Annotated in this window: 18 protein-coding genes, 2 tRNA genes and 1 pseudogene; 5 read left to right on the forward strand and 16 right to left on the reverse strand. The window is 70.8% G+C overall.

Annotated elements, in window-relative coordinates; all coding sequences use genetic code 11:
* Nucleotides 1–120: 120 nt before the first annotated feature.
* From K9S39_RS16295 to K9S39_RS16310, 4 genes are all read right to left on the reverse strand, one after another.
* Nucleotides 121–194, reverse strand: a tRNA-Met gene (locus K9S39_RS16295).
* A gap of 102 nt (nt 195–296) precedes the next feature.
* Nucleotides 297–2,141, reverse strand: a complete 1,845-nt coding sequence (locus tag K9S39_RS16300) for a tetratricopeptide repeat protein (RefSeq protein ID WP_248864083.1) — start codon at nt 2,139–2,141, stop codon at nt 297–299.
* A gap of 219 nt (nt 2,142–2,360) precedes the next feature.
* A tRNA-Met gene (locus K9S39_RS16305) sits at nt 2,361–2,434 on the reverse strand.
* A 41-nt stretch (nt 2,435–2,475) separates the two neighbouring features.
* Nucleotides 2,476–5,358: a UPF0182 family membrane protein gene (locus K9S39_RS16310; protein ID WP_248868806.1), complete on the reverse strand. Its 2,883-nt coding sequence runs from the start codon at nt 5,356–5,358 to the stop codon at nt 2,476–2,478.
* A 137-nt stretch (nt 5,359–5,495) separates the two neighbouring features.
* Between K9S39_RS16310 and K9S39_RS16315 the strand changes: the two genes are divergently transcribed.
* A complete protein-coding gene (locus tag K9S39_RS16315; protein ID WP_248864084.1) occupies nt 5,496–6,050 on the forward strand; it encodes a PPA1309 family protein in 555 nt (184 codons plus the stop codon).
* Between the two features lie 116 nt (nt 6,051–6,166).
* Here the strand turns inward: K9S39_RS16315 and K9S39_RS16320 are convergent, their stop codons facing one another.
* The 4 genes from K9S39_RS16320 to K9S39_RS16335 form a co-directional block, all read right to left on the reverse strand.
* The gene (locus K9S39_RS16320; RefSeq protein WP_248864085.1) at nt 6,167–7,261 is read right to left on the reverse strand and encodes a YlbL family protein; all 1,095 of its coding nucleotides are present in this window, start codon (nt 7,259–7,261) and stop codon (nt 6,167–6,169) included.
* Nucleotides 7,262–7,398: 137 nt separating this feature from the next.
* Nucleotides 7,399–7,581 (reverse strand): hypothetical protein, encoded by a 183-nt coding sequence (locus tag K9S39_RS16325; RefSeq protein WP_248864086.1) that lies wholly within the window; start codon nt 7,579–7,581, stop codon nt 7,399–7,401.
* A gap of 161 nt (nt 7,582–7,742) precedes the next feature.
* A complete protein-coding gene (locus K9S39_RS16330) occupies nt 7,743–8,222 on the reverse strand; it encodes a molybdenum cofactor biosynthesis protein MoaE (RefSeq protein WP_248864087.1) in 480 nt (159 codons plus the stop codon).
* Between the two features lie 159 nt (nt 8,223–8,381).
* A complete protein-coding gene (locus K9S39_RS16335) occupies nt 8,382–9,533 on the reverse strand; it encodes an SDR family oxidoreductase (RefSeq protein WP_248864088.1) in 1,152 nt (383 codons plus the stop codon).
* Between the two features lie 355 nt (nt 9,534–9,888).
* On the opposite strand from K9S39_RS16335, the gene K9S39_RS16340 reads away from it, so the two are divergent.
* Nucleotides 9,889–11,352, forward strand: coding sequence for a zinc-dependent metalloprotease (locus K9S39_RS16340; RefSeq protein WP_248864089.1), 1,464 nt, complete (start codon nt 9,889–9,891; stop codon nt 11,350–11,352).
* The gene (locus tag K9S39_RS16345; RefSeq protein ID WP_248864090.1) at nt 11,349–11,879 is read left to right on the forward strand and encodes an NUDIX hydrolase; all 531 of its coding nucleotides are present in this window, start codon (nt 11,349–11,351) and stop codon (nt 11,877–11,879) included. Before K9S39_RS16340 ends, K9S39_RS16345 begins: the two co-directional genes overlap by 4 nt.
* Before the next feature lie 89 nt (nt 11,880–11,968).
* On the opposite strand, the gene K9S39_RS16350 is transcribed toward K9S39_RS16345, so the two are convergent.
* The 4 genes from K9S39_RS16350 to K9S39_RS16365 form a co-directional block, all read right to left on the reverse strand.
* Entirely contained in the window at nt 11,969–12,727 is a 759-nt protein-coding gene (locus K9S39_RS16350) for an AIM24 family protein (protein WP_248864091.1), read from the reverse strand.
* A gap of 20 nt (nt 12,728–12,747) precedes the next feature.
* Entirely contained in the window at nt 12,748–13,428 is a 681-nt protein-coding gene (locus K9S39_RS16355; RefSeq protein ID WP_248864092.1) for an AIM24 family protein, read from the reverse strand.
* A gap of 14 nt (nt 13,429–13,442) precedes the next feature.
* Nucleotides 13,443–15,200, reverse strand: a complete 1,758-nt coding sequence (locus K9S39_RS16360; RefSeq protein ID WP_248864093.1) for a TerD family protein — start codon at nt 15,198–15,200, stop codon at nt 13,443–13,445.
* A 113-nt stretch (nt 15,201–15,313) separates the two neighbouring features.
* Nucleotides 15,314–15,940, reverse strand: coding sequence for a M48 metallopeptidase family protein (locus tag K9S39_RS16365; protein ID WP_248864094.1), 627 nt, complete (start codon nt 15,938–15,940; stop codon nt 15,314–15,316).
* Between the two features lie 182 nt (nt 15,941–16,122).
* Here K9S39_RS16365 and K9S39_RS16370 point away from each other — a divergent pair.
* Nucleotides 16,123–17,255 (forward strand): annotated as a pseudogene (locus K9S39_RS16370) (TOMM precursor leader peptide-binding protein).
* Between the two features lie 35 nt (nt 17,256–17,290).
* Nucleotides 17,291–18,694: an ABC1 kinase family protein gene (locus K9S39_RS16375; RefSeq protein ID WP_248864095.1), complete on the forward strand. Its 1,404-nt coding sequence runs from the start codon at nt 17,291–17,293 to the stop codon at nt 18,692–18,694.
* Between the two features lie 70 nt (nt 18,695–18,764).
* On the opposite strand, the gene K9S39_RS16380 is transcribed toward K9S39_RS16375, so the two are convergent.
* The 4 genes from K9S39_RS16380 to K9S39_RS16395 form a co-directional block, all read right to left on the reverse strand.
* On the reverse strand, nt 18,765–18,953 hold the full coding sequence (locus K9S39_RS16380; RefSeq protein WP_248864096.1) for a hypothetical protein: 189 nt from the start codon (nt 18,951–18,953) through the stop codon (nt 18,765–18,767).
* Between the two features lie 110 nt (nt 18,954–19,063).
* Nucleotides 19,064–19,381, reverse strand: a complete 318-nt coding sequence (locus K9S39_RS16385) for a hypothetical protein (protein ID WP_248864097.1) — start codon at nt 19,379–19,381, stop codon at nt 19,064–19,066.
* Complete coding sequence (locus tag K9S39_RS16390; RefSeq protein ID WP_283112326.1) at nt 19,378–19,731, reverse strand: WhiB family transcriptional regulator; 354 nt, start codon at nt 19,729–19,731, stop codon at nt 19,378–19,380. Before K9S39_RS16390 ends, K9S39_RS16385 begins: the two co-directional genes overlap by 4 nt.
* A gap of 119 nt (nt 19,732–19,850) precedes the next feature.
* On the reverse strand, nt 19,851–20,177 hold the full coding sequence (locus K9S39_RS16395; protein ID WP_248864098.1) for a hypothetical protein: 327 nt from the start codon (nt 20,175–20,177) through the stop codon (nt 19,851–19,853).
* Nucleotides 20,178–20,200: the final 23 nt, after the last annotated feature.

Raw genomic sequence — 20,200 nt, forward strand, 5'->3', positions numbered from 1 at the left:
ACGCACGCCGAGCCCGCGCCCTCGTGGCCGCGGGCTCTTTCGCGCTCCCGGACGACCCCGGTTCCGCACGCGGATACGACCAAGGCCCGGATCCATCGGATCCGGGCCTTGGTCTGTGAGTAGCGGGGACAGGATTTGAACCTGCGACCTCTGGGTTATGAGCCCAGCGAGCTACCGAGCTGCTCCACCCCGCGTCGTTGTGGCTCAACTTTAACCCCAGGCCGACGACCAGCGCAAATTCCTTCCTGCAGCCAGGGTCCGGCCTCTGGGACCGGTCCCTGGGTCGCAGGCGCGCACTACGCGCTCAGCTCCTCCTGGAGTGCCGTACGCAGCCGTGCCGCCCGCTCGGCGACCTCCGGCGGCCCGAGCTCCACGGCCCGCGCGCACCAGCCCTGCGCCTCGGTGAGCGCGCCGTGCCGGGCGGTGAGCAGCGCCAGCCGCAGGGCCGCTCGGCCGTGCCCGCCCTCGGCCGCCCGCTGCCACCACAGCGCGGCCTCCGGAAGGCTGCCCTCGCGGGCCAGCAGCAGCCCGAGGTTGAAGGCACCGTTACGGCTGCCGGCCTCGGCCGCCGCGCGGTACCACCGCGCGGCCTCGACGACATCACCCCGAGCCGCCGCGAACATGCCAACCCGGACCTGGGCACGACGGTGCCCCTGCCGGGCGGCCCGCTCGTACCACTCCGTGCTCTCGTCGTCCGGTGCCCGCGCGCCGCCCGGCAGCCCGGCGTCGCCGGCCTCCGCGGACCTGCGGTCCAGGAGGTCGGCGAGCCGGAAGGCCGCCTCCGGGCTGCCGCCGTCGGCCGCACAGCGCAGATTGCGCTCCGCGGCCCGCTCCTTGCCCTCCCGCAGCTGCACGATGGCTACCTGCAGTGCCGCGTCCGTGTGCCCGGCCGCGGCCGCCCGCTCGTACCAGGCGTGCGCCATCCGCGCCTCGCCGCGTCCCGCGAACAGGATGCCGAGGTTGAACGCGGCGTCCACACTGCCCGCCTCGGCGGCCTTGGAGAACCACGGCTCGGCGCCCGAGGCGTCGCCGCGCTGCAGCAACAGGATGGCGAGCGCGTTGGCCGCCTCACGGTGCCCGGCGTAGGCGGCGCGGCGGTACCACTGCTCGCCGCGCCCGGCCCGGCCCTGCTCGGCGCAGAGCAGTCCGATGTTGTAGGCGCCGTTGACGTCCCCGGCGTCCAGCGCGACGCGGTACCAGCGCTCCGCGGTCTGCAGTTCGCCGCGGTCGGCGTGGAGTGCGCCCAGCGCGTTGGCGGCGTTGCCGTCGCCGTCCTGGGCGGCACGGCGCCACCACTCCGCCGCGCTCTCCTCGTCCCCGGCATCGCGCAGCAGGAAGCCCAGCGCGCAAGCGGCGCGCGCCTCACCGTCCTTGGCGGCGGAGAGGTACCAGCGGCCCGCCTCCTGGGCATCGCCCCGCTCCTCCAGGAGCGTGCCCAACTGCAGTGCGGCGCGCCGGTGTCCGCGCGCGGCGGCCTGGCGGTACCACTGCTCGGCCTCCGCCTCCTGGGTCAGCTCCCCGTAGGCCGGAACCGCCCGTCGGTCCGCCTCGCGGCCGTCCTCGATGAGCCGGGCCAGGCGGTACGCGGCCTCCCGGTGGCCGCGCTCGGCGGCGGCCCGGAACCAGCGTGCGGCACCGGTATCGCCGCGGTGTTCCAGCAGATCGGCGAGGGCATAGGCGCCCAGGCAGTGGCCGGATTCGGCGGACTGGCGCAGCCAGTACTCGGCGGCGGGCTCGTCGCCGCGCTCGCGGTAGTGACGGCCCAGGGCATGTGCGGCGGCGGCGGAACCGGCGACGGCCGCGATACGCCACCACCCGGCCGCCTCGTCCGGGTAACCCCGCTGATGCAGCAGGACGCCGAGGTTGTTGGCGGCGGCGCGGTCACCGGCGGCGGTGGCGGAACGCAGATACGGCTCGGCACCGTCGAGGTCGCCGCGGCGCAGCAGCAGCGCGCCGAGTGCGCTCATGGCGGCGGTGTCGCCCGCCTCGGCGGCCCGGCGGTGGCCGGTCTCGGTCACCGCGTCGGACGCCTCGGCGGCCTCCATCGCGTCCATCGGCAGCTCGGATTCGCGCCCGTCGTCGGGCGCATGCACAAACCGGTCCGTCTCCAACAACCTTGCCTTGTCCCCCATAAGACCCATCGTCGCATCACCTGTAACCCGCGTACACCTGGTATACCGCAGCCAGTGAGGTCACTTCAGCGGTTTGTCGACTTCCCGACACGGCGACTTGTCAAACTCAAGCACACAGGTTCCCCACATGGACCGTTCGACCCGGTCGTGCACGGCATCGGCCCCGGCAGCCGACACGGCGCACGGCGAAGGCCCGGATCCCATGAGATCCGGGCCTTCGTCTTCCAGTAGCGGGGACAGGATTTGAACCTGCGACCTCTGGGTTATGAGCCCAGCGAGCTACCGAGCTGCTCCACCCCGCGTCGTTGTGCCCTCAAGGTACCACGACGCGGGGTGGGCCTGCTCAGCTGGCCGGCTTGGCGGTCTTCTCGGACGCCTTGGCGGCCCGGTCCAGGGCCTCCTTCATCCGCTTCTGGGCCTCGCCGAAGGCGGCCCAGTCACCCGAGACACGGGCCTTCTCGGCGTCCTCGTAAGCCTTTTGGGCATCGGTGATGGCCTGCTCGGCCGTCTGGTTCGGCGGCGGCGGGCTTGTCTCATCGCCCGGCGGCTTCTCCTTGCCGGCACTCGGCGCCTTCTTGCCGAAGACGACATCCAGCGCGTCCTTGAGGGAGTCCTCCAGAACGGGCTTGTTGTCCCCGTAGCTGACCAACACCTTCTTCAACAGCGGGAAGTTGGTGCCGGCGCCGCGCAGATAGACCGGTTCGACGTACAGCAGCCCGCCGTCCAGCGGCACGGTCAGCAGATTGCCGTACTCGATCTCCGAATCGCCCAGCTTCTTGAGGATGTTGATCTCATTGGCGATGTCCGGATCGGAGTTGAACTTCGACTGCACCAGCTGTGGACCGGGCACCGGCGTCTTCGAGGGCAGTTTCAGAATTCTGATCTTGCCGTAGTCGCCGCTGGTCGCATTGGCGTCGACGGCCATGAAGGCGCCGAGGTTGTCGCGTTTGTTGGGCGTGAAGGTCGTCGTCAGCGAGAAGGTCTGTGCCTCGTCGTCCGGCATCTTCATGCTCAGGTAGTACGGCGGCACGGCGTTGCCCGACTTGTTCGTCGGGTCCTTCGGGATCTGCCAGCGCTCGGAGCCGGTGTAGAAGGTCCCCGGATCCGTGACGTGGTACGTGGTCAGCAGCTCCCGCTGCACCTTGAAGAGGTCCTGCGGGTACCGCAGATGGTCCTTCAGCTTCGGGCTGATGGCGCTCTTCTTCTCAACCGTGCCGGGGAAGGACTTCATCCAGGTCTTGAGGACCGGGTCCTTGGTGTCCCACTGGTAGAGCTTGACCGATCCGTCATACGCGTCGACCGTCGCCTTGACGGAGTTGCGGATGTAGTTGACCTGGTTCTGCTGGGCCACCACCGCCCGCTGGCCGTCGGTGAGCGAGTCGGCCGTGGTGTCCCCGAGTGTGGTGCGCGAGGCGTACGGATAGCCGTTGCTGGTGGTGTAGGCGTCCACGATCCACTGGATCCGGCCTTCCACGACCGCCGGATAGGCGTCGCCGTCGATCGTCAGCCAGGGGGCGACGGCCTCGACGCGCTCCTTGGGCGTGCGGTTGTAGAGGATCCGCGAACCGTCACCGATCGCGCCGGAGTAGAGGATCTGCGGCTCCCCGAAGGACACCGCGTACGCGGCGCGGTTGACCGGGTTGGCCAGATTCACCCCGCTCTTGCCCTTGTAGCTGTAGCTCTTCTCGCCACTGTCGTCGGAATAGTCCAGTTCCTTCTGCGGACCGCCGACGATGGAGTACTGCGTGGTCTTCTCGCCGTAGTACACCCGCTGCTCGTACGGGCCGAACTGTCCCTTGGAGGGCAGGTCCGACTCGGTGTACTTCGGGCCGCCGCCGGAGGCGGTCTCGGTCCCCTTGGCGGCGATCGCGCCGTAGCCGTGGGTGTACTTGAAGTGGTCGTTGATCCAGTTGCGCTCGGGGATACCGGCGATGTTCAGCTCGCGCAGACCGATGACGGTGTCCTGCTCGGCGCCGTCCTTGGTCTTGTACCGGTCGACGTCCAGCGTGGCGGGGAACTGGTAGTACCCGCGGACCTGCTGCTGTTGCTGGAAGGCCGGGGAGACCACATTCGGGTCCAGCAGCCGCATGCTCGCGGTGCTGTCGGCGTTGTCACGCAGCCGCTGCCTGTCCTCCTTGCCGGTGGGCTTGTAGTTGCCCTTGTACGGCGTGACACCGGAGTCCTGGATGTCGTACGCGTCCCGCGTCGCCTTGATGTTCTGCTTGATGTACGGCGTTTCCTTGGCCTGCTCGTTCGGCTGGACCTGGAACTTCTGCACGATCGCGGGGTACAGACCGCCGATGAGGATCGCGGAGAGCACCATCAGCCCGAAGCCGATCACCGGCAGCTGCCAGGTGCGGCGCCAGAGGGTGGCGAAGAACAGCACCGCGCAGATCGCCGCGATGAAGAACAGGATCGTCTTCGCCGGGAGATAGGCGTTGGCGTCGACATAACGCAGACCGGTCCAGTTGTCGGCCGATTTCAGCCCGCTGGACTTCACCGCGAGACCGTACCGGTCGAGCCAGTACGCGATCGCCTTCAGCGAGACGAAGATCCCCAGCAGCACCGACAGATGGCCGGTCGCGGCGGCGGTCGCCCGGGAGCCGGGACTCGTCACCCGGAGCCCGCCGTAGAGGTAGTGCGTCAGCGCCGCGGCCACCAGGGACAGCACCGCGCAGGCGAAGCCGAAGCTCAACAGGAACCGGTACCAGGGCAGATCGAAGGCGTAGAACGCGATGTCCTTGCCGAACTGCGGGTCCGTCTTGCCGAACGGCACACCGTTGACCCACTGCAGCCACGTACGCCACTCGCCCGAGGCGGAGGCGCCCGCGATCAGCCCGATCACCGCGGTGATCGCGATCAGCGCCCACTTCTTGAACGGGGCGATACCCATCCGGTAGCGGTCCAGGCTCTGCTGCTCCATGGACATCGCGCTGAGCGGTGGCCGCAGCCGGTGCGCCAGCCAGATGTTGACGCCGACGGCCACCGCCATCACGACGCCGAAGAAGAAGAACAGACCGATCTTGGTCCACAGAGTGGTGGTGAAGACCGAGGAATAGTGGACCGACCGGTACCAGAGCCAGTCGGTCCAGAACCCCGCGAACATCACGAAGAGCATGGCCAGCACGGCCAGCACACCCAATGTCATGAGCAGGGTCCGAGTCCGCCGGGACGGTCGGCCGACTCTGATTCGTGGCCCCGTGGGGCCTCCGCCGCGGTCCGGCATCTGGAAAGCCAAGGTGCGCACCTCGAAAGTTCGCTGTCGTGTGGAGCAGGCCCGGCGATAGTAGGACCCACTGATGCAACTTACTAAGGCTTTACCCAGTTCCCGTTTTCGGGGGTTCGCAAGGCACGATGTTGAACATGACCAACCTCCCCGTTGACGGCACCCCCCTCGCCGCCGACCCACTGACCCGCGCGGTGCTCGAAATCGACGAGTACGCCGCCGGGCTCGGCTGGGACCAGCCCGCCCGACTGTTCGCCCTCGTCGACACCGCCAAGCTGCGTGATCAGGAGCCCTCGCTCGCCGCCCAGCTCGGCATCGACGACTCCACCACCGCCTCCCTGACCCCCGTCGAGCAGGACGAGATCCCGGCCGGTGTGCCGCTGGACGAGTTTCTCGGCACCATCGCCTGGCCGGACGCCGTCTCCGGCTGCGCGCTGACCGTGGAGCGGCTGATGCTGCCGCCGTCCGCCGAGGAGTCCGCGCCCGAGGGCATGGACGAGGACCGGCTCTCCCAGTGGGTCGCCGATCATCCGGACCGGCAGGAGGTCCGGATGACGGTGGCCGTGCTGCGGGACCAATCCCGCGAATCGGCACTGCGGCTGCGCGAGAAGGACTCCACGGCCGAGGTCCTCACCGGGGCGGCGCTGGTGCCGGGCCTGGCGGACGCTCTGGTGGCGACGTTCGAAGGATGACGTTCCGGATCTCCGGGACGTTCCGGACCTTCGGGATGCATCACGGATTCCGGGAATGCCGGACAAACCTGATGTGCCGGATGTAGCCGCGTTCCGCACGTATCCGACGTACCGTCCTACCGGCCTGCCGGGCTGCAGCCCGGCAGGCCGGCGGTGTCGCCCTTGCGGATCTTCTCCAGCGCCTTCACCGCGTCACCTATCGTGTCGACCTTGACCAGCCGGAGGCCCTTCGGGGTGTCCTTCGCGGCGGTGGCGCAGTTGCCCTTCGGTGTCAGGAAGAACTCGGCGCCCTTGCTCCGCGCGCCGACCGTCTTCATCGAGATGCCGCCGATCGGGCCGACCTTGCCCTTGTCGTCGATCGTGCCCGTACCGGCCACGAACCTGCCGCCGGTCAGATCCTCGGGCGTCAGCTTGTCCACGATGCCCAGCGCGAACATCAGCCCGGCACTGGGGCCGCCGACATCGGCCAGCTTCACATCGATGCTGAACGGGAAGGTGTGATCGATCTCGGCCTGGATGCCCACGATGGCGCGGCCGTCCGCCGCCTTCACCGTGTCGAGCGAGATCTCCTTCGTGCCGGTCGTCGGCCGCCTGCCCTTCTTCTCCTCGGCGGCCGCGTGCTTGGCCGGGATGATCGTGAAGACGACCTTCTCGCCCGGCTTGTGCCGGGTGACGAGCTTGGCGACATCGGCGTTCGTCGTGACCGGCGTACCGTCCACCGCCTTGATCACATCGCCGGCGTGCAACCGCCCGTCGGCCGGCTTGCCCTTGACGACGGAACCGACGACGGTCTGGCGGGCAACCGGGATGTTCAGCTGCTTGAGCGCGGCGGCCTTGGCGCTCTCCTGGGACTGGCTGAATTCCTCGGCGTTCTCCTGGTCGGCCTCCTCGGCCGTCTGTCCCTCGGGATAGAGCGTCTTGTGCGGCACCACGGCGCTGTCGTGGTCCAGCCAGCCGTAGACCGCCTCCAGGAGGTTCATGGTGTAGTCGGGGCCGGTGACCCGGACCGTGGTCATGTTGAGGTGACCATCCGTCGGATAGGTCTTCCGCCCGGAGATCTGCAGCACCGGCTCACCGTCATGATCGCCAAGGGTGTTCACCGTCGGGCCCGGTGACATCGCGGAGTACGGGACGGGGAACAGCAACCCGGCACAGATCAACGCGATCAGCATCAGGGTCGAGGCGAGCAGCGTCGCGGTGCGGCGTGGCATGGAACGACAGTACGGGACGGGTATGACAGTCGGCCCGCAGGGGCCGTCCGTACGGCAACAGCGCGCGCACCCGCATGGCCGACGGTCCATCACCCGCGTGGGGCGCGGCGATTGCTTATGCGTACGAGCGGCGAACGTCAGGCCGCGTCGGAGGCTGGATCGGAAGCGGAATGCTCCTTTTCCATCGCGGCGCGGAACCGGGCGTAGCCGGCGAGCTCCGCGATGTCCCCGGACTTGCGGTTACTCATGGCCCACGTACTCCAGAACACAGCGACAAGCGCAGCGACAACCGGAATCAACAACCAGAGGAGCGCACCCATAGCCACCTCCCAACCCCTTGCGCGACCGCAATCGACGAATAAGCAGATTAACCATCTGCCAGGTCAACGCTCACGCCAGGGGACGGGTTACGCAACCCGAACGCAACCCAATGGTCGCGGTCGGCGTTCGAGGAGTGGGGCCAGAGGGCTGGAAGACGCCGCTACGCGCCGACCCATTCGTCGGTCCCATCCGAAAACGTCTGATGCTTCCAGATGGGGACCTGGTGCTTGAGGTCATCGATCAGCTTGCGGCACGCCTCGAAAGCCTCGCCGCGGTGCGGGCAGGAGACCGCGACGACGACGGCCAGGTCGCCGATGGACAGATCGCCCACCCGGTGGACGGCGGCCAGCGCGCGGACGGGGAAGTCGGCGACGACCTTCTCGGCGATACCGCGCATCTCGGCCTCGGCGGTCGGATGCGCGGAGTAGCTCAGGGCGTCGACGTCGGTGCCGCCGTCGTGCGAGCGGACCGTGCCGACGAACAGGGCGGTACCGCCGGCCGCGGGGTCGCCGACGGCCGCGAAGACCTCGTCCACGGACAGGGCCGTGTCGCGGATCGCGAGCAGCCGGATCGGGTCCGGGGCGGCCCGCTCACCGGGGTGGTCACGGCCGGGGGACGGAGCGGAGTGCGTGCCAGACATGCCTCCATCGTGCCGTACCGGGGGGGGCGCCGGGGAATGGCCGTTTCCACCGGGCGTACCCGCCCGCACATGGAGGCTCGTACAGCACATGGAGGCTCGTACAGCTGGAGGCTCGTACAGCCTGGCCGACGGCCCGTGGCGCGGCCGCGCCCGGTCCGGTCAGAGGTGGCGGCGGGCCTTGCGGGCGCGCCGTACCAGCGCGGCGGTGCCGAGCAGCGCGACGGTGGCGCCGGCGGCACCGGCCGCGGTGGCGTCCTTGCGGCCCAGCCGGCGGCCGGCGACGGTGTGGCGGCCCGCGACCTCCTCCAGGAGCTCGGCGAGCACCTCCTCGTTCGTCCACCGCGGCCGCCAGCCCGCCTCGTGCAGCCGGCTGCCGCTGACCACCCAGGGATGCATCGTGTAGGCGAGGTCCCCGGCGGGCGACGGCGTCAGCCCGATGCGGTGCAGCCGGGCGGCGGCGCCGAGGGCCACCGAGGACGGCAGCTCCATGCGCCGGATCCCGGACAGCTCCTCGACCTCCTCCTGCTCCAGCCAGCCGTCGCAGCCGACCGCGAGCTCACCGTCGACCCGCTCCAGGGCGGCGTACTCCAGGGCGCTGACCAGGTCCTCGACATGGCAGAACTGCCAGGCGGGGCGGGATCCGGCGACGACCAGGAGGCGGGGCGACTCGAAATAGCGGGTCAGGGCGGTGTCGGTGCCGCCCACCAGGACGGTGGGGCGCAGGACCGTGACGTTCAGGCCCGGGTGTGCGCGGGGCGCGCGGCGCGCCAGGTGCTCGATCTCCAGGAGGTCGCCGACGCCGGTGGCGTCCGCGGTGGCGCGCAGCTCGGCGTCCTCGGCCAAGGGCACGTCGTTGTCGGGCAGCGCCCCGTAGACCATGGCGGAGGTGCACAGCACGACCCGGTGGACGCCGGCCGCCGCGGCGGCGGTGAGGACGGTCTGGGTGCCGCGCACGTTGTAGGCGGTGCGGGCCGCGGCGTCGGTCTCCAGGTCGAGGTCGAGCGCCAGGTGGACGACGACGTCCGCTCCGCGCAGTTTGTCGGCGATGGCGGGGTCGCGTACGTCCAGCACATGCCAGTGCGCCTCGGCGACGTCGCCGCGCCGCTCGTCGATGGCCACCACCTGCTTGACCTCGTCGGACGCGACGAGGGCGCGGGTGAGCAGCGCGCCGACCCCGGACGCGGCGCCGGTGACGGCGACGACGGGCCGGCGCATCGGCCGGTCCGTGGCGCCGCCTGGGGCATTGCCTGCCTTCTCGGTCTTGGCCGCAGCGTTTCGCGCTGCGCGAACGGTCGGATCTGGGGAACTCACCGGGCGTCTCCAGCGGTTGAATTCAGTGCGTACGCGTGCTGACGCGTACGTACCAGGTGGCGTCCATCCTGCCGCAGCCACCGGGCCAGCGAAGCACCGAGCCCCGAAGCGGTCCGGGTGTCCGGGGTCTGGCCGGTGGGTCAGAGCCGCAAAGGCCGCGGCGTCTGGTGCGGTATCGCAAGGCGCCGGAGCGTGCTGACAGCAGAGCTGTCAGGGCGTTTCGGCAACGCCGCGAGGTGCCGTGCCAGACGCCGCGGGCCCGGCCCTGATCCACCGGCCAGGCCCTACGCTGGAGGTGATGTCGGGCAGCCGCCGTCGGCCATCCGGTCGGCGGCCCTACGAGCCGAGGAAACCCGTGAGTGACACCCCATTTGGATTCGGCCTTCCGCCGGAGGAGCCGGAGGACGGCGACAACGGCAAGAAGAAGGGCGGCCAGGGAGGTAGCCAGGGCCCCGCGGACCCGTTCGGGTTCGGCGGCGGGAGCGGCGGCGCGGACAATCCGTTCGCGGCGCTCTTCGGCGGCATGGGCGGCCCCGGTGGCGAGATGAACCCTGGCGACCTGGGCGCCGCGTTCCAGAAGCTCGGCCAGATGCTGTCGTACGAGGGCGGCCCGGTGAACTGGGACATGGCCAAGGACATCGCGCGGCAGACCGTCGCGCAGGGCGCCGAGGACGGCAGCAAGGACACGAGCGTGTCCCCGGGTGAGCGGTCCGCGGTCGAGGAGGCCGTGCGGCTGGCGGACCTGTGGCTGGACGGCGTGACGTCCCTGCCGTCGGGCTCCGGCTCGGTGGTGGCGTGGAGCCGCGCCGAGTGGGTCGAGGAGACCCTGCCGGTGTGGCAGGACCTGGTCAACCCGCTGGCCGAGCGGGTCGGGGCGGCCATGGGCGAGGTGCTGCCCGGGGAGATGCAGGCCATGGCGGGCCCGCTGCTCGGGATGATGCGTTCCATGGGTGGCGCGATGTTCGGCACCCAGATCGGACAGGCGCTGGGCGTCCTGGCGGGCGAGGTCGTCGGCTCGACGGACATCGGGCTGCCGCTGGGGCCGGCCGGCAAGGCCGCGCTGCTGCCGGGGAACGTCGCCGCGTTCGGTGCGGGCCTGGGCGTGCCGGAAGAGGAAGTGCGGCTGTATCTGGCCCTGCGCGAGGCCGCCCATCAGCGGCTCTTCGCCCATGTGCCGTGGCTGCGCTCGCACCTGTTCGGTGCCGTCGAGGGTTATGCGGGCGGCATCAAGGTCGACACGACCAAGCTGGAGGACGTGGTCGGCCAGCTCGACCCGCAGCATCCCGAGGAGCTGCAGAACGCCCTGCAGCAGGGCATGTTCCAGCCCGAGGACACCCCGGAGCAGAAGGCCGCGCTGGCCCGTCTGGAGACCGCGCTGGCGCTGGTCGAGGGCTGGGTGGACGCGGTGGTGCACGCCGCGGCCAAGCCGCATCTGCCGTCGGCGGACAAGCTCCGTGAGACGCTGCGGCGGCGCCGGGCGAGCGGTGGCCCGGCCGAGCAGACGTTCTCGACGCTGATCGGCCTGCAGCTGCGTCCGCGGCGGCTGCGGGACGCCTCGCGACTGTGGGCGTCGCTGACCGACGCGCGCGGCCTGGACGGCCGCGACGGCCTGTGGGCGCACCCGGACATGCTGCCGACGGCGGCGGACCTGGACGACCCGGACGGCTTTGTGCACCACGAGCAGCCGGACTTCTCCGAGCTCGACAAGATGCTGGGCGAGGCGGCGAGCGGCGGCACACCGGACAGGAGCAAGCCGGCGGACGAGCAGGACGGTCCGGAGCAGGCCCCCGGCGAGAGCAAGGGTGACGACGGCCCGTGAGTCTGCGCGAGGACGCGGCGCGGGTGCTCAAGGAGTGGCCCGCGCCGTCGCCCGGTCAGGAGCGGCTGCGGCTGTCGTATCTGGATCATCTCGCCGCCCATCAGGACGGCATGTGGAAGCCCTGCCGGGACGGGCATCTCACGGCGAGTGCGCTGGTGATCGATCCGGCCGGCGGCCGGGTGCTGCTCACGCTGCACCGCAAGCTGGAGATGTGGCTCCAGATGGGCGGTCACTGCGAGCCGGAGGACGCCTCCTTGGCGGACGCCGCGCTGCGGGAGGCGCGTGAGGAGTCCGGAATCGCGCAGGGGCTGACGCTGCTGCCCGGCGGGCCGGTGCGGCTGGACCGTCATCACACGCCGTGCGCCTGGCATTTGGACGTCCAGTACGCGGCGCTGGCGCCCGGGGACGCAGTGGCGGAGATCAGCGACGAGTCGCTGGACCTGCGGTGGTTCGCGTACGACGAGGTGCCCGGTGTCGCCGACGCGTCGGTGGTGCGACTGGTGGAGCGCGCCCGCGCGCTCCTGTAGGCAGCACGCACCCGGGCGCTCCTTCAGCGGATGCGCATACGGCGCCCGTCCCTCCCCGGGACGGGCGCCGTATGCACGTCAGGCGGGCGTCAGTTGGTGAAGATGTTGCCCTGGTTCTGCCCCCGGGCGCCCTGCTGCCCCACGCCGAACTGGGCGGCCATGCCGGAGCCGATGACGGCGTTCTGCGGCGGCAGCAGCTCGCTGGGCTGCACGAGCGCATAGCCCTGCCCGAGGAAGCTGAGCTCCCAGCCCTCACCGGTGTTGCCGCGCCGCCGCCACACCCCGGAGGAGTGTGTCTGCGCCTGCATCTGCACCCGCAGCGACTTGGACCAGGCGACCACCGCGTCCGCGTCGGCGTTGACGTACTTCTCGGGCGTGACCTGCAGCATCAGCGGCTGGCCGGAGGTCATCAGCACAACCTGGCCCTGCCCGGAGATGTTGAGCTGGTACTTGCCGGTGCCGGAGATGCCGTACTGGCTGTCGACGGAGACGACGTCCCAGTGGAGGGCGGAGTCCAGCGCCAGGACATAGCTGCTGTCGACGGTCAGTCCGTGGTGGTCGACGTCGACGACGTGGATGTACTGGGCGAGGTTGGCCAGATAGACCGTGCCCTGCCCGGAGATGCGCATCAGGTCGAGGCCCTCGCCGGAGTGGGCGCGGGCCCGCCGCTGGCCCTGCGTCTGGTAGTCGCCCTCGAATTCGAGCAGCCCCTGGTAGGCGACCATCGCCCCCTTGCGCGCGAGGAGGTCCTCGTGGCCCTGGAGGGCGACCCGCAGCAGCTGTTCGTTCTGCAGGGCGTAGCGGTCCTGGGACTGCGTCTCGGTGAAGGCGAAAAGCGGACTCTGCATGGCGTGTTCGGTCCTCCCCCTCAGCCCCGGGCCCGGAGCCGGTCGGTGCTGTCCTCGCTGGGCTGGACGACGACGAACCCCTGGCCGGAGAAGCCGAGTTGGTACGCCTCGCCGCTGCCGCGTCCGATCATCGAGGACGCCTTGAAGCTGCGCTTGCCCTTCATCTTCAGGTTCGTCGACCAGGCGACGAGGGCGTCCGGATCCACATAGGTCTCGTCCTCGCCGCGGCCGCAGTCGACCACGACGGGCGTGCCCCGGGAGGTCAGCGCGACCCAGCCGGTGCCGGAGATGCCGACGTTGAAGAGCCCCTGGCCGGCGAACTTGGCCATGCCCTTGACGCGCTGCACGCCCCACTGGAGGTGGGCGTCAAAGGCCAGGATGTTGGTGCCGTTGACGGAGAGGGCGTCGTCGTTGAGGTTGATGCAGACCACATCGGCGCCGTAGTCGGCGAGGAAGAGCAGGCCGTCGCCGGAGCACTTCATCAGCGGGGCACCCTCGCCGGTGAGCCACTGGGAGGCCATCTGACGCACGGCGGGCGGGTTGGGCTCGTACTGGACGAAGCCTTCGTAGGCGACCATCGAGCCGGTGCGGGCGAAGACGTCCTGGCCGCTCTGCATGGCGATCTTGACCATGGCGTTGCCGTGGTTCTCCATACGGGCGGCGGGCGGGGTCGGGGCGTAGCCCGACAGCTGCTGGATCATGGTTACGGGCTCCCTCAGACCTCGTAGGGCTGGACGACGATGAAGTTGCCGGGCGCGCCGCGGAACTGGAGGTTCACGGTCTCGCCGGAGTGTCCCGGATAGGCGTGCCGGCGTACGCTCACCTGGCTGGAGATGATCACCTGCGAGGCCGCGGACCAGGCCACGATGGCGTTGGCGTCGGCGAAGGTGGTCGGGGTGACCGGCAGCACGACCGGCGTGCCACGGGTCTTGACGATGATCGTGCCGGTGCCGTGGAACTGCATGGTGAACAGGGCGCCACCGGGGATGCCGTGGCCCTCGATCCGGCGGACCTCGTGCTGCAGCGACTCGTCGAAGGCGAGGACGCTGTCGGCCGACACGCAGATGGCGTCGCCCTGCAGCTCGATGGGGTGCAGATAGGCGCTGTTCTCCGCGAAGAAGACCTGGCCCTGGCCGGAGCAGCGCATCAGCTGCATCTCCTGGCCGGTGGCACCGCCCGTGATCCGGCCGCGGAAGCCGGCGCCCTTGTAACCGAAGTCGACCTTGCCCTGGTAGAGCACCATGCTGCCCTGGCGGGCGAGCACCGGCCGGCCGTCGACACCGAGATCGGCCCGGACCAGCTGGGGGTTCTGCGAGGTCCAGCGCTGGCCCGTGGGGCCTTCCTTGTACTTCTGCAGTACGACGCCGAGGCCGGGGCCGCCGCCCTGGGATGGGAGTCCCCCCTGGACCGGACCTTGCCGAAGGCCCTCGGGCCAGGCCGCGGCCTGGCCCGCATACGGGGCGCCGGGGGGCTGCTGGCCGTACGGGGCGGGCTGGCCGGGCTGTCCTTGGGGAGCGCCGCCGTAGCCGCCGGGGGCGGGGGCGGGCTGGCCGTACGGTGCCTGCGGGGCCGGCTGGCCCGGGACGCCGCCGGGCGCCGGCTGGCCGTACGGGGCCTGCGGCTGCTGGCCGGGCACACCGGGAGGCGGCACCTGGCCTCCGGGCGGGGCCATCGGCGCGGCGATGGTCGGCGCGTTGTGGACCTGCGGGGCGGCCGGCTGCTGCGGCGGAGCCTGCGGGGCGGGGGCCGGCTGGGGAGCCTGCGGGGCGGGCGGGGGCTGCGGTGCGGCGGGGGGCGCTCCCGGGGGCGGGCCGAAGTCGGGCGCGGGCTGCTGCGGCGGTACGGGGGCGGGGGCGCCGAAGGACGGCGCGGGGGCTCCCCCGGCCGGCGGCGCGAAGCCGGGCGCGTCCTGTGCCGGGGCGGGCGGTGCGGCCGCTTCCGCCTCTTCGGCGACCTCGCCGCCGAAGTTCTTCAGCAGCGCCTCCAGGCCGCCGTCGAATCCCTGGCCGACCGCGGCGAACCGCCAGACGTCCTTGAGGTAGAAGTCGCCGAGCATGACGGCGCGCTCGGTGCTGAACTCGCTGCCGTCGAAGGAGTAGCGGGCGACCTCTTCACCGCCGGCCACGATACGGAGGTAGCCGGGACCGATCTGCGACACCTGGCCCGCGCCGTCGAGCGCGGCGGTGAACGAGAGCTTCTGGATGTGCTGCGGGATGCGGTCGAGGGTGACCCGGAAGGACTGGGTGTCACCGGCCTGCGGGCCGAGCTGCTGGATCGCCTCCTCGGGCGACTTGGGCTGGTTGAAGAAGATGAAGTAACGGTCGTCGGACAGTCGCTCGTCGGCGTCCAGACCGAAGCAGCTGATGTCGAAGGTCAGCCCGGGACCGGCGATCTGCACTCCGACGTACAGATCCGTCCCCGCCGTCAGATCACTGATCTTGGCCTTGTGGCCGCGCTGGAATTCCCTGGCCATACGTAACGACCGTCCCCCGCTCCCGCTGTGAGTTGGTGTGTGCGCGCCAGGCTAGCCGTTCCCACTGACACGGTGCGATGGTGGGGCGGCTCAGAAGACGGCCGGAGAGTGGGTCATTCGCTGCGAGCGGCGGGCAAATGCGGCAATCGGTCGGCGGCGACCACACCTTCGAGGTAACCGCGGGCCCGCTCCGTACGCGGATAGCTCTCCAACAGCCGCCAGAACCGCGGGCCGTGGCCGGGGACGAGGAGATGCGCGAGCTCGTGCAGCAGGACGTAGTCGATGACGTACTCCGGCATGCCCTGCAGGCGGTGCGACAAGCGGATACTGCCCTCGGCCGGGGTGCACGACCCCCAGCGGGTGTTCTGGTTGGTGACCCAGCGCACCGACGCGGGCCGGGCCCGGCCCTCCAGGAACTGGCCGGACAGCCGCTCCGCCCGCTCGGCCAGATCGCTGTCGCCCAGCATCCGCTTGCTCTCCTGGGCGGCGAGCTTGTCCAGCATGACGGTGACCCAGCGCTGCTCCTCGGCCTCGGACATACGGGCCGGAATCAGGACGACCGTGCGGTCGCCCTCGCGGTACGCGGAGACCGTTCTGCGCCGCCGTGAACTACGGCGCACCTCGACCGCGCTCGTCCCTGATCCGCGGCTCTTCGGGCTCGGGGCAGCCCGGCGCGATGCGTCTGCGGCGCGGCGCAAGGGCGTCTCCCCGGAGCCGCGGGGGGAAGGGTCGGCGGGCACGCGACCGACGTTACCCGCTGGCACTGCGGGAAGTCCCGCCTCGCGGACGGTTCGCCACCGAAACACCCCATGGCGTGCACGGCTTGTATGACTATTACCTCCTGCCTGTGGATAACGTCCGACGGACACTCCGCGTCGGGCGCATGCTGGAAGCCGGACGACGAAGGACGGGGGCGGATGCCATGCATCCGATGCTCAAGCCCGCGCTGCGGCGCGGCTGGCGGGACAGGGAAACAGTGCGGTTCGGTGTGGCGCCGGCCCACGCGGTGGTGGTCGGCCCGGTCGATACGGCAACCGGCAGCTTCCTCGGGATGATCGACGGGACGCGCAGCATGCGGCAGTTGGAGGAGGCCGCCCACGCACTCGACCTCCCGCCCGCGCACGCCCGGGGGGTGGTGGACCGGCTCGGCGCGGCCGGGCTGCTGGAGGCACCGGCGGCGGGCGGCCCGCCGGCCGACGCGGTACGCGCCGACGGGCCCGCATGCGAACGGCTCCGGCCCGACCTGGCCTCGCTGTCGGTGCGGCATCCGGAGGCGGCGGGCGCGGTGGGCCGGATGGCGGCGCGCCGGTCGGTCCGGGCCCGGGTCAAGGGGCTGGGGCGGTCGCGGCGCTGCTCTCGGCCTCGGGCATCGGTCAGGTGGAGGTACGGGACGGCGGAAAGGTCGAGCCGTGGGACGTGGTGCCCGGCGGGCTGCCGGCCGAGCGGATCGGCGAACCGCGCGCCGCCTCAGCGGAGCGGCTGGTCCACCAGTCCTCTCCCTGGCAGCGCCGGCCGCGCCCGCGCGTCCCGGTGAGCGAGTCCGGTGAGCCGGGCCTCTCCCTGGTGGTCCTCACCCCACGCGACGGTCTCGGCGCCTACGCCCCCGACCCCGTGCTGTCCGAACCGCTGCTGACGGCCGGGATCCCGCATCTGTACGCCGGCGTGATCGAGGGCACGGGTGTGGTGGGCCCGCTTGTGGTGCCCGGCGGTTCGGCGTGCGCCCGCTGTGACGAACTGCGGCGTACGGACGCGGAGCCGGCCTGGCCGCGGCTGCTCGCACAATGGCGGTCCGGGCGTGGTTCCCCGGCGGTGCCGGCCTGTGACGCCGCGTTGGCCACGACGGTGGCGGGGCTGGCCGCCGCCCAGGCGCTGACATTCCTCGACGGCGAACTCCCGCCGTGCACGGGCGCGCGGATGGAACTCGCGCAGCCGTGTGCGAGTGTGCGGACGGTGCGGATCGCGCCGCACCCGGAGTGCGGCTGTGGCGCCGCCGCTCAGGTTGATGGGACAGGCGCCTCGGATCCACGGCCGGGACACGCAACAATGACCGAGTAACCCCGGCAGAGGGACAGTGTGAGTTGGAGGGGCGCATGTCTGATCTTCCCCGCAAGGCGGTCACCCGCACCGCCAAGCTGGCCGCGCTGCCACTGGGGTTCGCCGGCCGTGCCACCTGGGGCCTGGGCAAACGGATCGGCGGGCGATCCGCCGAAATCGTCGGCCGTGAGCTCCAACAGCGCACCGCGGAGCAGCTCTTCAAGGTGCTCGGTGAGCTGAAGGGCGGCGCGATGAAGTTCGGTCAGGCGCTGTCCGTGTTCGAGTCGGCGCTGCCCGAGGAGATCGCCGGCCCGTACCGCGCCGCGCTGACGAAGCTTCAGGAAGCGGCTCCGCCGATGCCGACCAGCACGGTCCACTCCGTCCTGGCGGAACGGCTCGGCGAGGACTGGCGGGAGCTGTTCGAGGAGTTCGAGGACAAGCCGTCGGCGGCGGCGTCGATCGGGCAGGTGCACCGGGCGGTGTGGCACGACGGCCGCGAGGTGGCCGTCAAGGTGCAGTACCCGGGGGCGGGGCAGGCGCTGCTGTCGGATCTGGCGCAGCTGAGCCGGTTCGCACGGCTGTTGGGCCCCCTGATCCCGGGGATGGACGTCAAGCCGCTGATCGCGGAACTGCGCGACCGGGTCTCGGAGGAGCTGGACTACGCCCTGGAGGCGGACGCCCAGCGGGCGCATGCCGAGGTGTTCGCGGACGATCCGGATGTGGTGGTGCCGGCCGTGGTGCACCAGAGCGACCAGGTGCTGGTGACCGAATGGATAGACGGAATGCCGCTGTCCGAGGTGATCGCGGACGGCAGTCAGGAACAGCGGGACCGGGCCGGCCAGCTGCTGGCACGGTTCCTCTTCTCCGGGCCCGCCCGTACCGGCCTGCTGCACGCCGATCCGCACCCGGGCAACTTCCGGCTGCTGGCCGGGGACTCCCCGGACGGCCCCGCCGAGAAATGGCGGCTGGGGGTCCTGGACTTCGGGACCGTCGACCGGCTGCCCGACGGGCTGCCGCCGACGATCGGCACCTCGCTGCGGATGACGCTGGACGGCGAGGCCGAGGCGGTCTATCAGCTGCTGTGCGAGGAGGGTTTCGTCAAGGAGTCCATCGCGCTGGATCCGGACTCGGTACTGGACTATCTGCTGCCGATCATCGAGCCGGCACAGGTCGAGGCGTTCACCTTCACCCGCGACTGGATGCGGAATCAGGCGACCCGCGTCGGCGACCCGCGCTCCCCCGCATACCAGTTGGGCAAACGGCTCAATCTGCCGCCCGCCTACCTCCTGATACACCGTGTGACATTGAGCACCATCGGGGTGCTGTGCCAGTTGGGGGCGACGGTACGGCTGCGCGATGAGCTGGAGGAGTGGATGCCCGGCTTTGTGCCCGTCCAGGAGCCAGGAGGCGATGACCTCGACGGCATGCCCGAGGAGACCGTCGGGGAGAGCACGGCCTGAGCCCACCGGTCCGCGGCGGACCGCTGGTCGGCACCCCCGTCCGCCCGTGCGGCAGCCGGCGGTGCCGGCCTCACCACCAGCTGGAGTCGAGGCGGCCCTCGATGGCCCGGAGGTTCTCCCGCGCGCAGGCGTCGCAGAAGTAGCGGCGGGCGCCGTTCTCGACGGAGCAGGTCCAGGTCAGCGGGATTCCCTCGGCGACCGCACCGCAGCGGGCGCACACCGCGTTCCCACCGGTCAACTCCGCCTGTTCATGCGTCATCTGGTCCACCGTCCGACGATATCCCCGCCAACCACCCGAAGACGGATGCAACGCACCACGGGGCCCGCCCTGTCGGACGGACCCCGTAGCGGCGACACGGTGTTGTCGCGTTACTGCATCACGGCCATGGCCAGCGCGCGCCGCGCCCGGAGCGACGCGCGTTCGGCACGGCGCTGCATACGCCGCGCGGTCGCGAGCCGATAGGCCCTGCGTTCGGATTCCGCCTCCTGGAGGCGTTCACGCATTTGTGCACGCGCCAGGGCTTCTGGAATGAGTTGCATCGCGAGGTTCCTGTTCTGGCGCGCCTCAAGCGCACCGGAGTTCACGGGAGCGGGTGTGTCGGTGAAAGACGGGTTCATCGTGGGGTCCTGCTTCTTGGGATCCCGTGTGACGGGACGGTCGATCGTTCCTGTGCCGGTGGTGTTCATGCCGCGACCGGGTTCTTGCGCGGACGGCCACGCGGACGCTTCCGCGGCACCACAACGCCCTGGACGAAGAGCTCCCCGCCCCAGACGCCCCACGGCTCACGGCGGTCCTTCGCGCCGGCGAGGCAGGCCTCCCGGACGGGACAGCTCTGGCACAGCGACTTGGCGTACTCGACATCGGCCGGGGACTCCGCGAAGAACACCTCCGGGTCGTAGGTGCGGCACGGAACAGCGGCGCCGAGGCGGTCGATCTCGTCGTCGAGCTCGGTGAGGGGCAGCAAGGAGTTCTCCTGAGGGTCGGGCGGAGGAATCAGGTCGGTCGATACGGACGGGGTGTGCGTCTGGAGTTGCACGGTGGTGTGTTCCTCGTCTGTTCGGCCCGGCTGGTGGCGGGCGCATGGGCAAAACAAAAGGGCCGCGGATCCCGGTGTGGGTTCCGCGGCCCTGGAAGGTGCCGACCTGATCGTGCCGATCAGGCTGGATCTCTCCAGGGTTCGAGGCCGCGGTAGGCCCACATTTCATGCGTCGTCTGGTACTGCTTCCGGGATCCGGCACCGACGGCCGCGTTGCAGGCAACGGCATTCGCCGCTGCCGCCACTGCTGCTACCGCAGGTGCCTCGGTCGGTCGCGCGGTGCGCTCACTGGCCGTCAGGACAGCGAGGAACTCGGGGCGCGCGGCCTCGGAACCGGACAGGCGGCCGAAGCCGGACAGACCGGTGCCAAGGAACGAGGAGCCGAGGGCACAGGTGGCGACGACCGAAAGATCGGTCATTTTGTTGGTCTCGATAATGCTGATCACTGGTCTCGCCTCCTCTCGGCGTC

The sequence above is a fragment of the Streptomyces halobius genome (assembly GCF_023277745.1).
In the GTDB taxonomy this organism is placed as follows: Bacteria; Actinomycetota; Actinomycetes; order Streptomycetales; family Streptomycetaceae; genus Streptomyces; species Streptomyces halobius.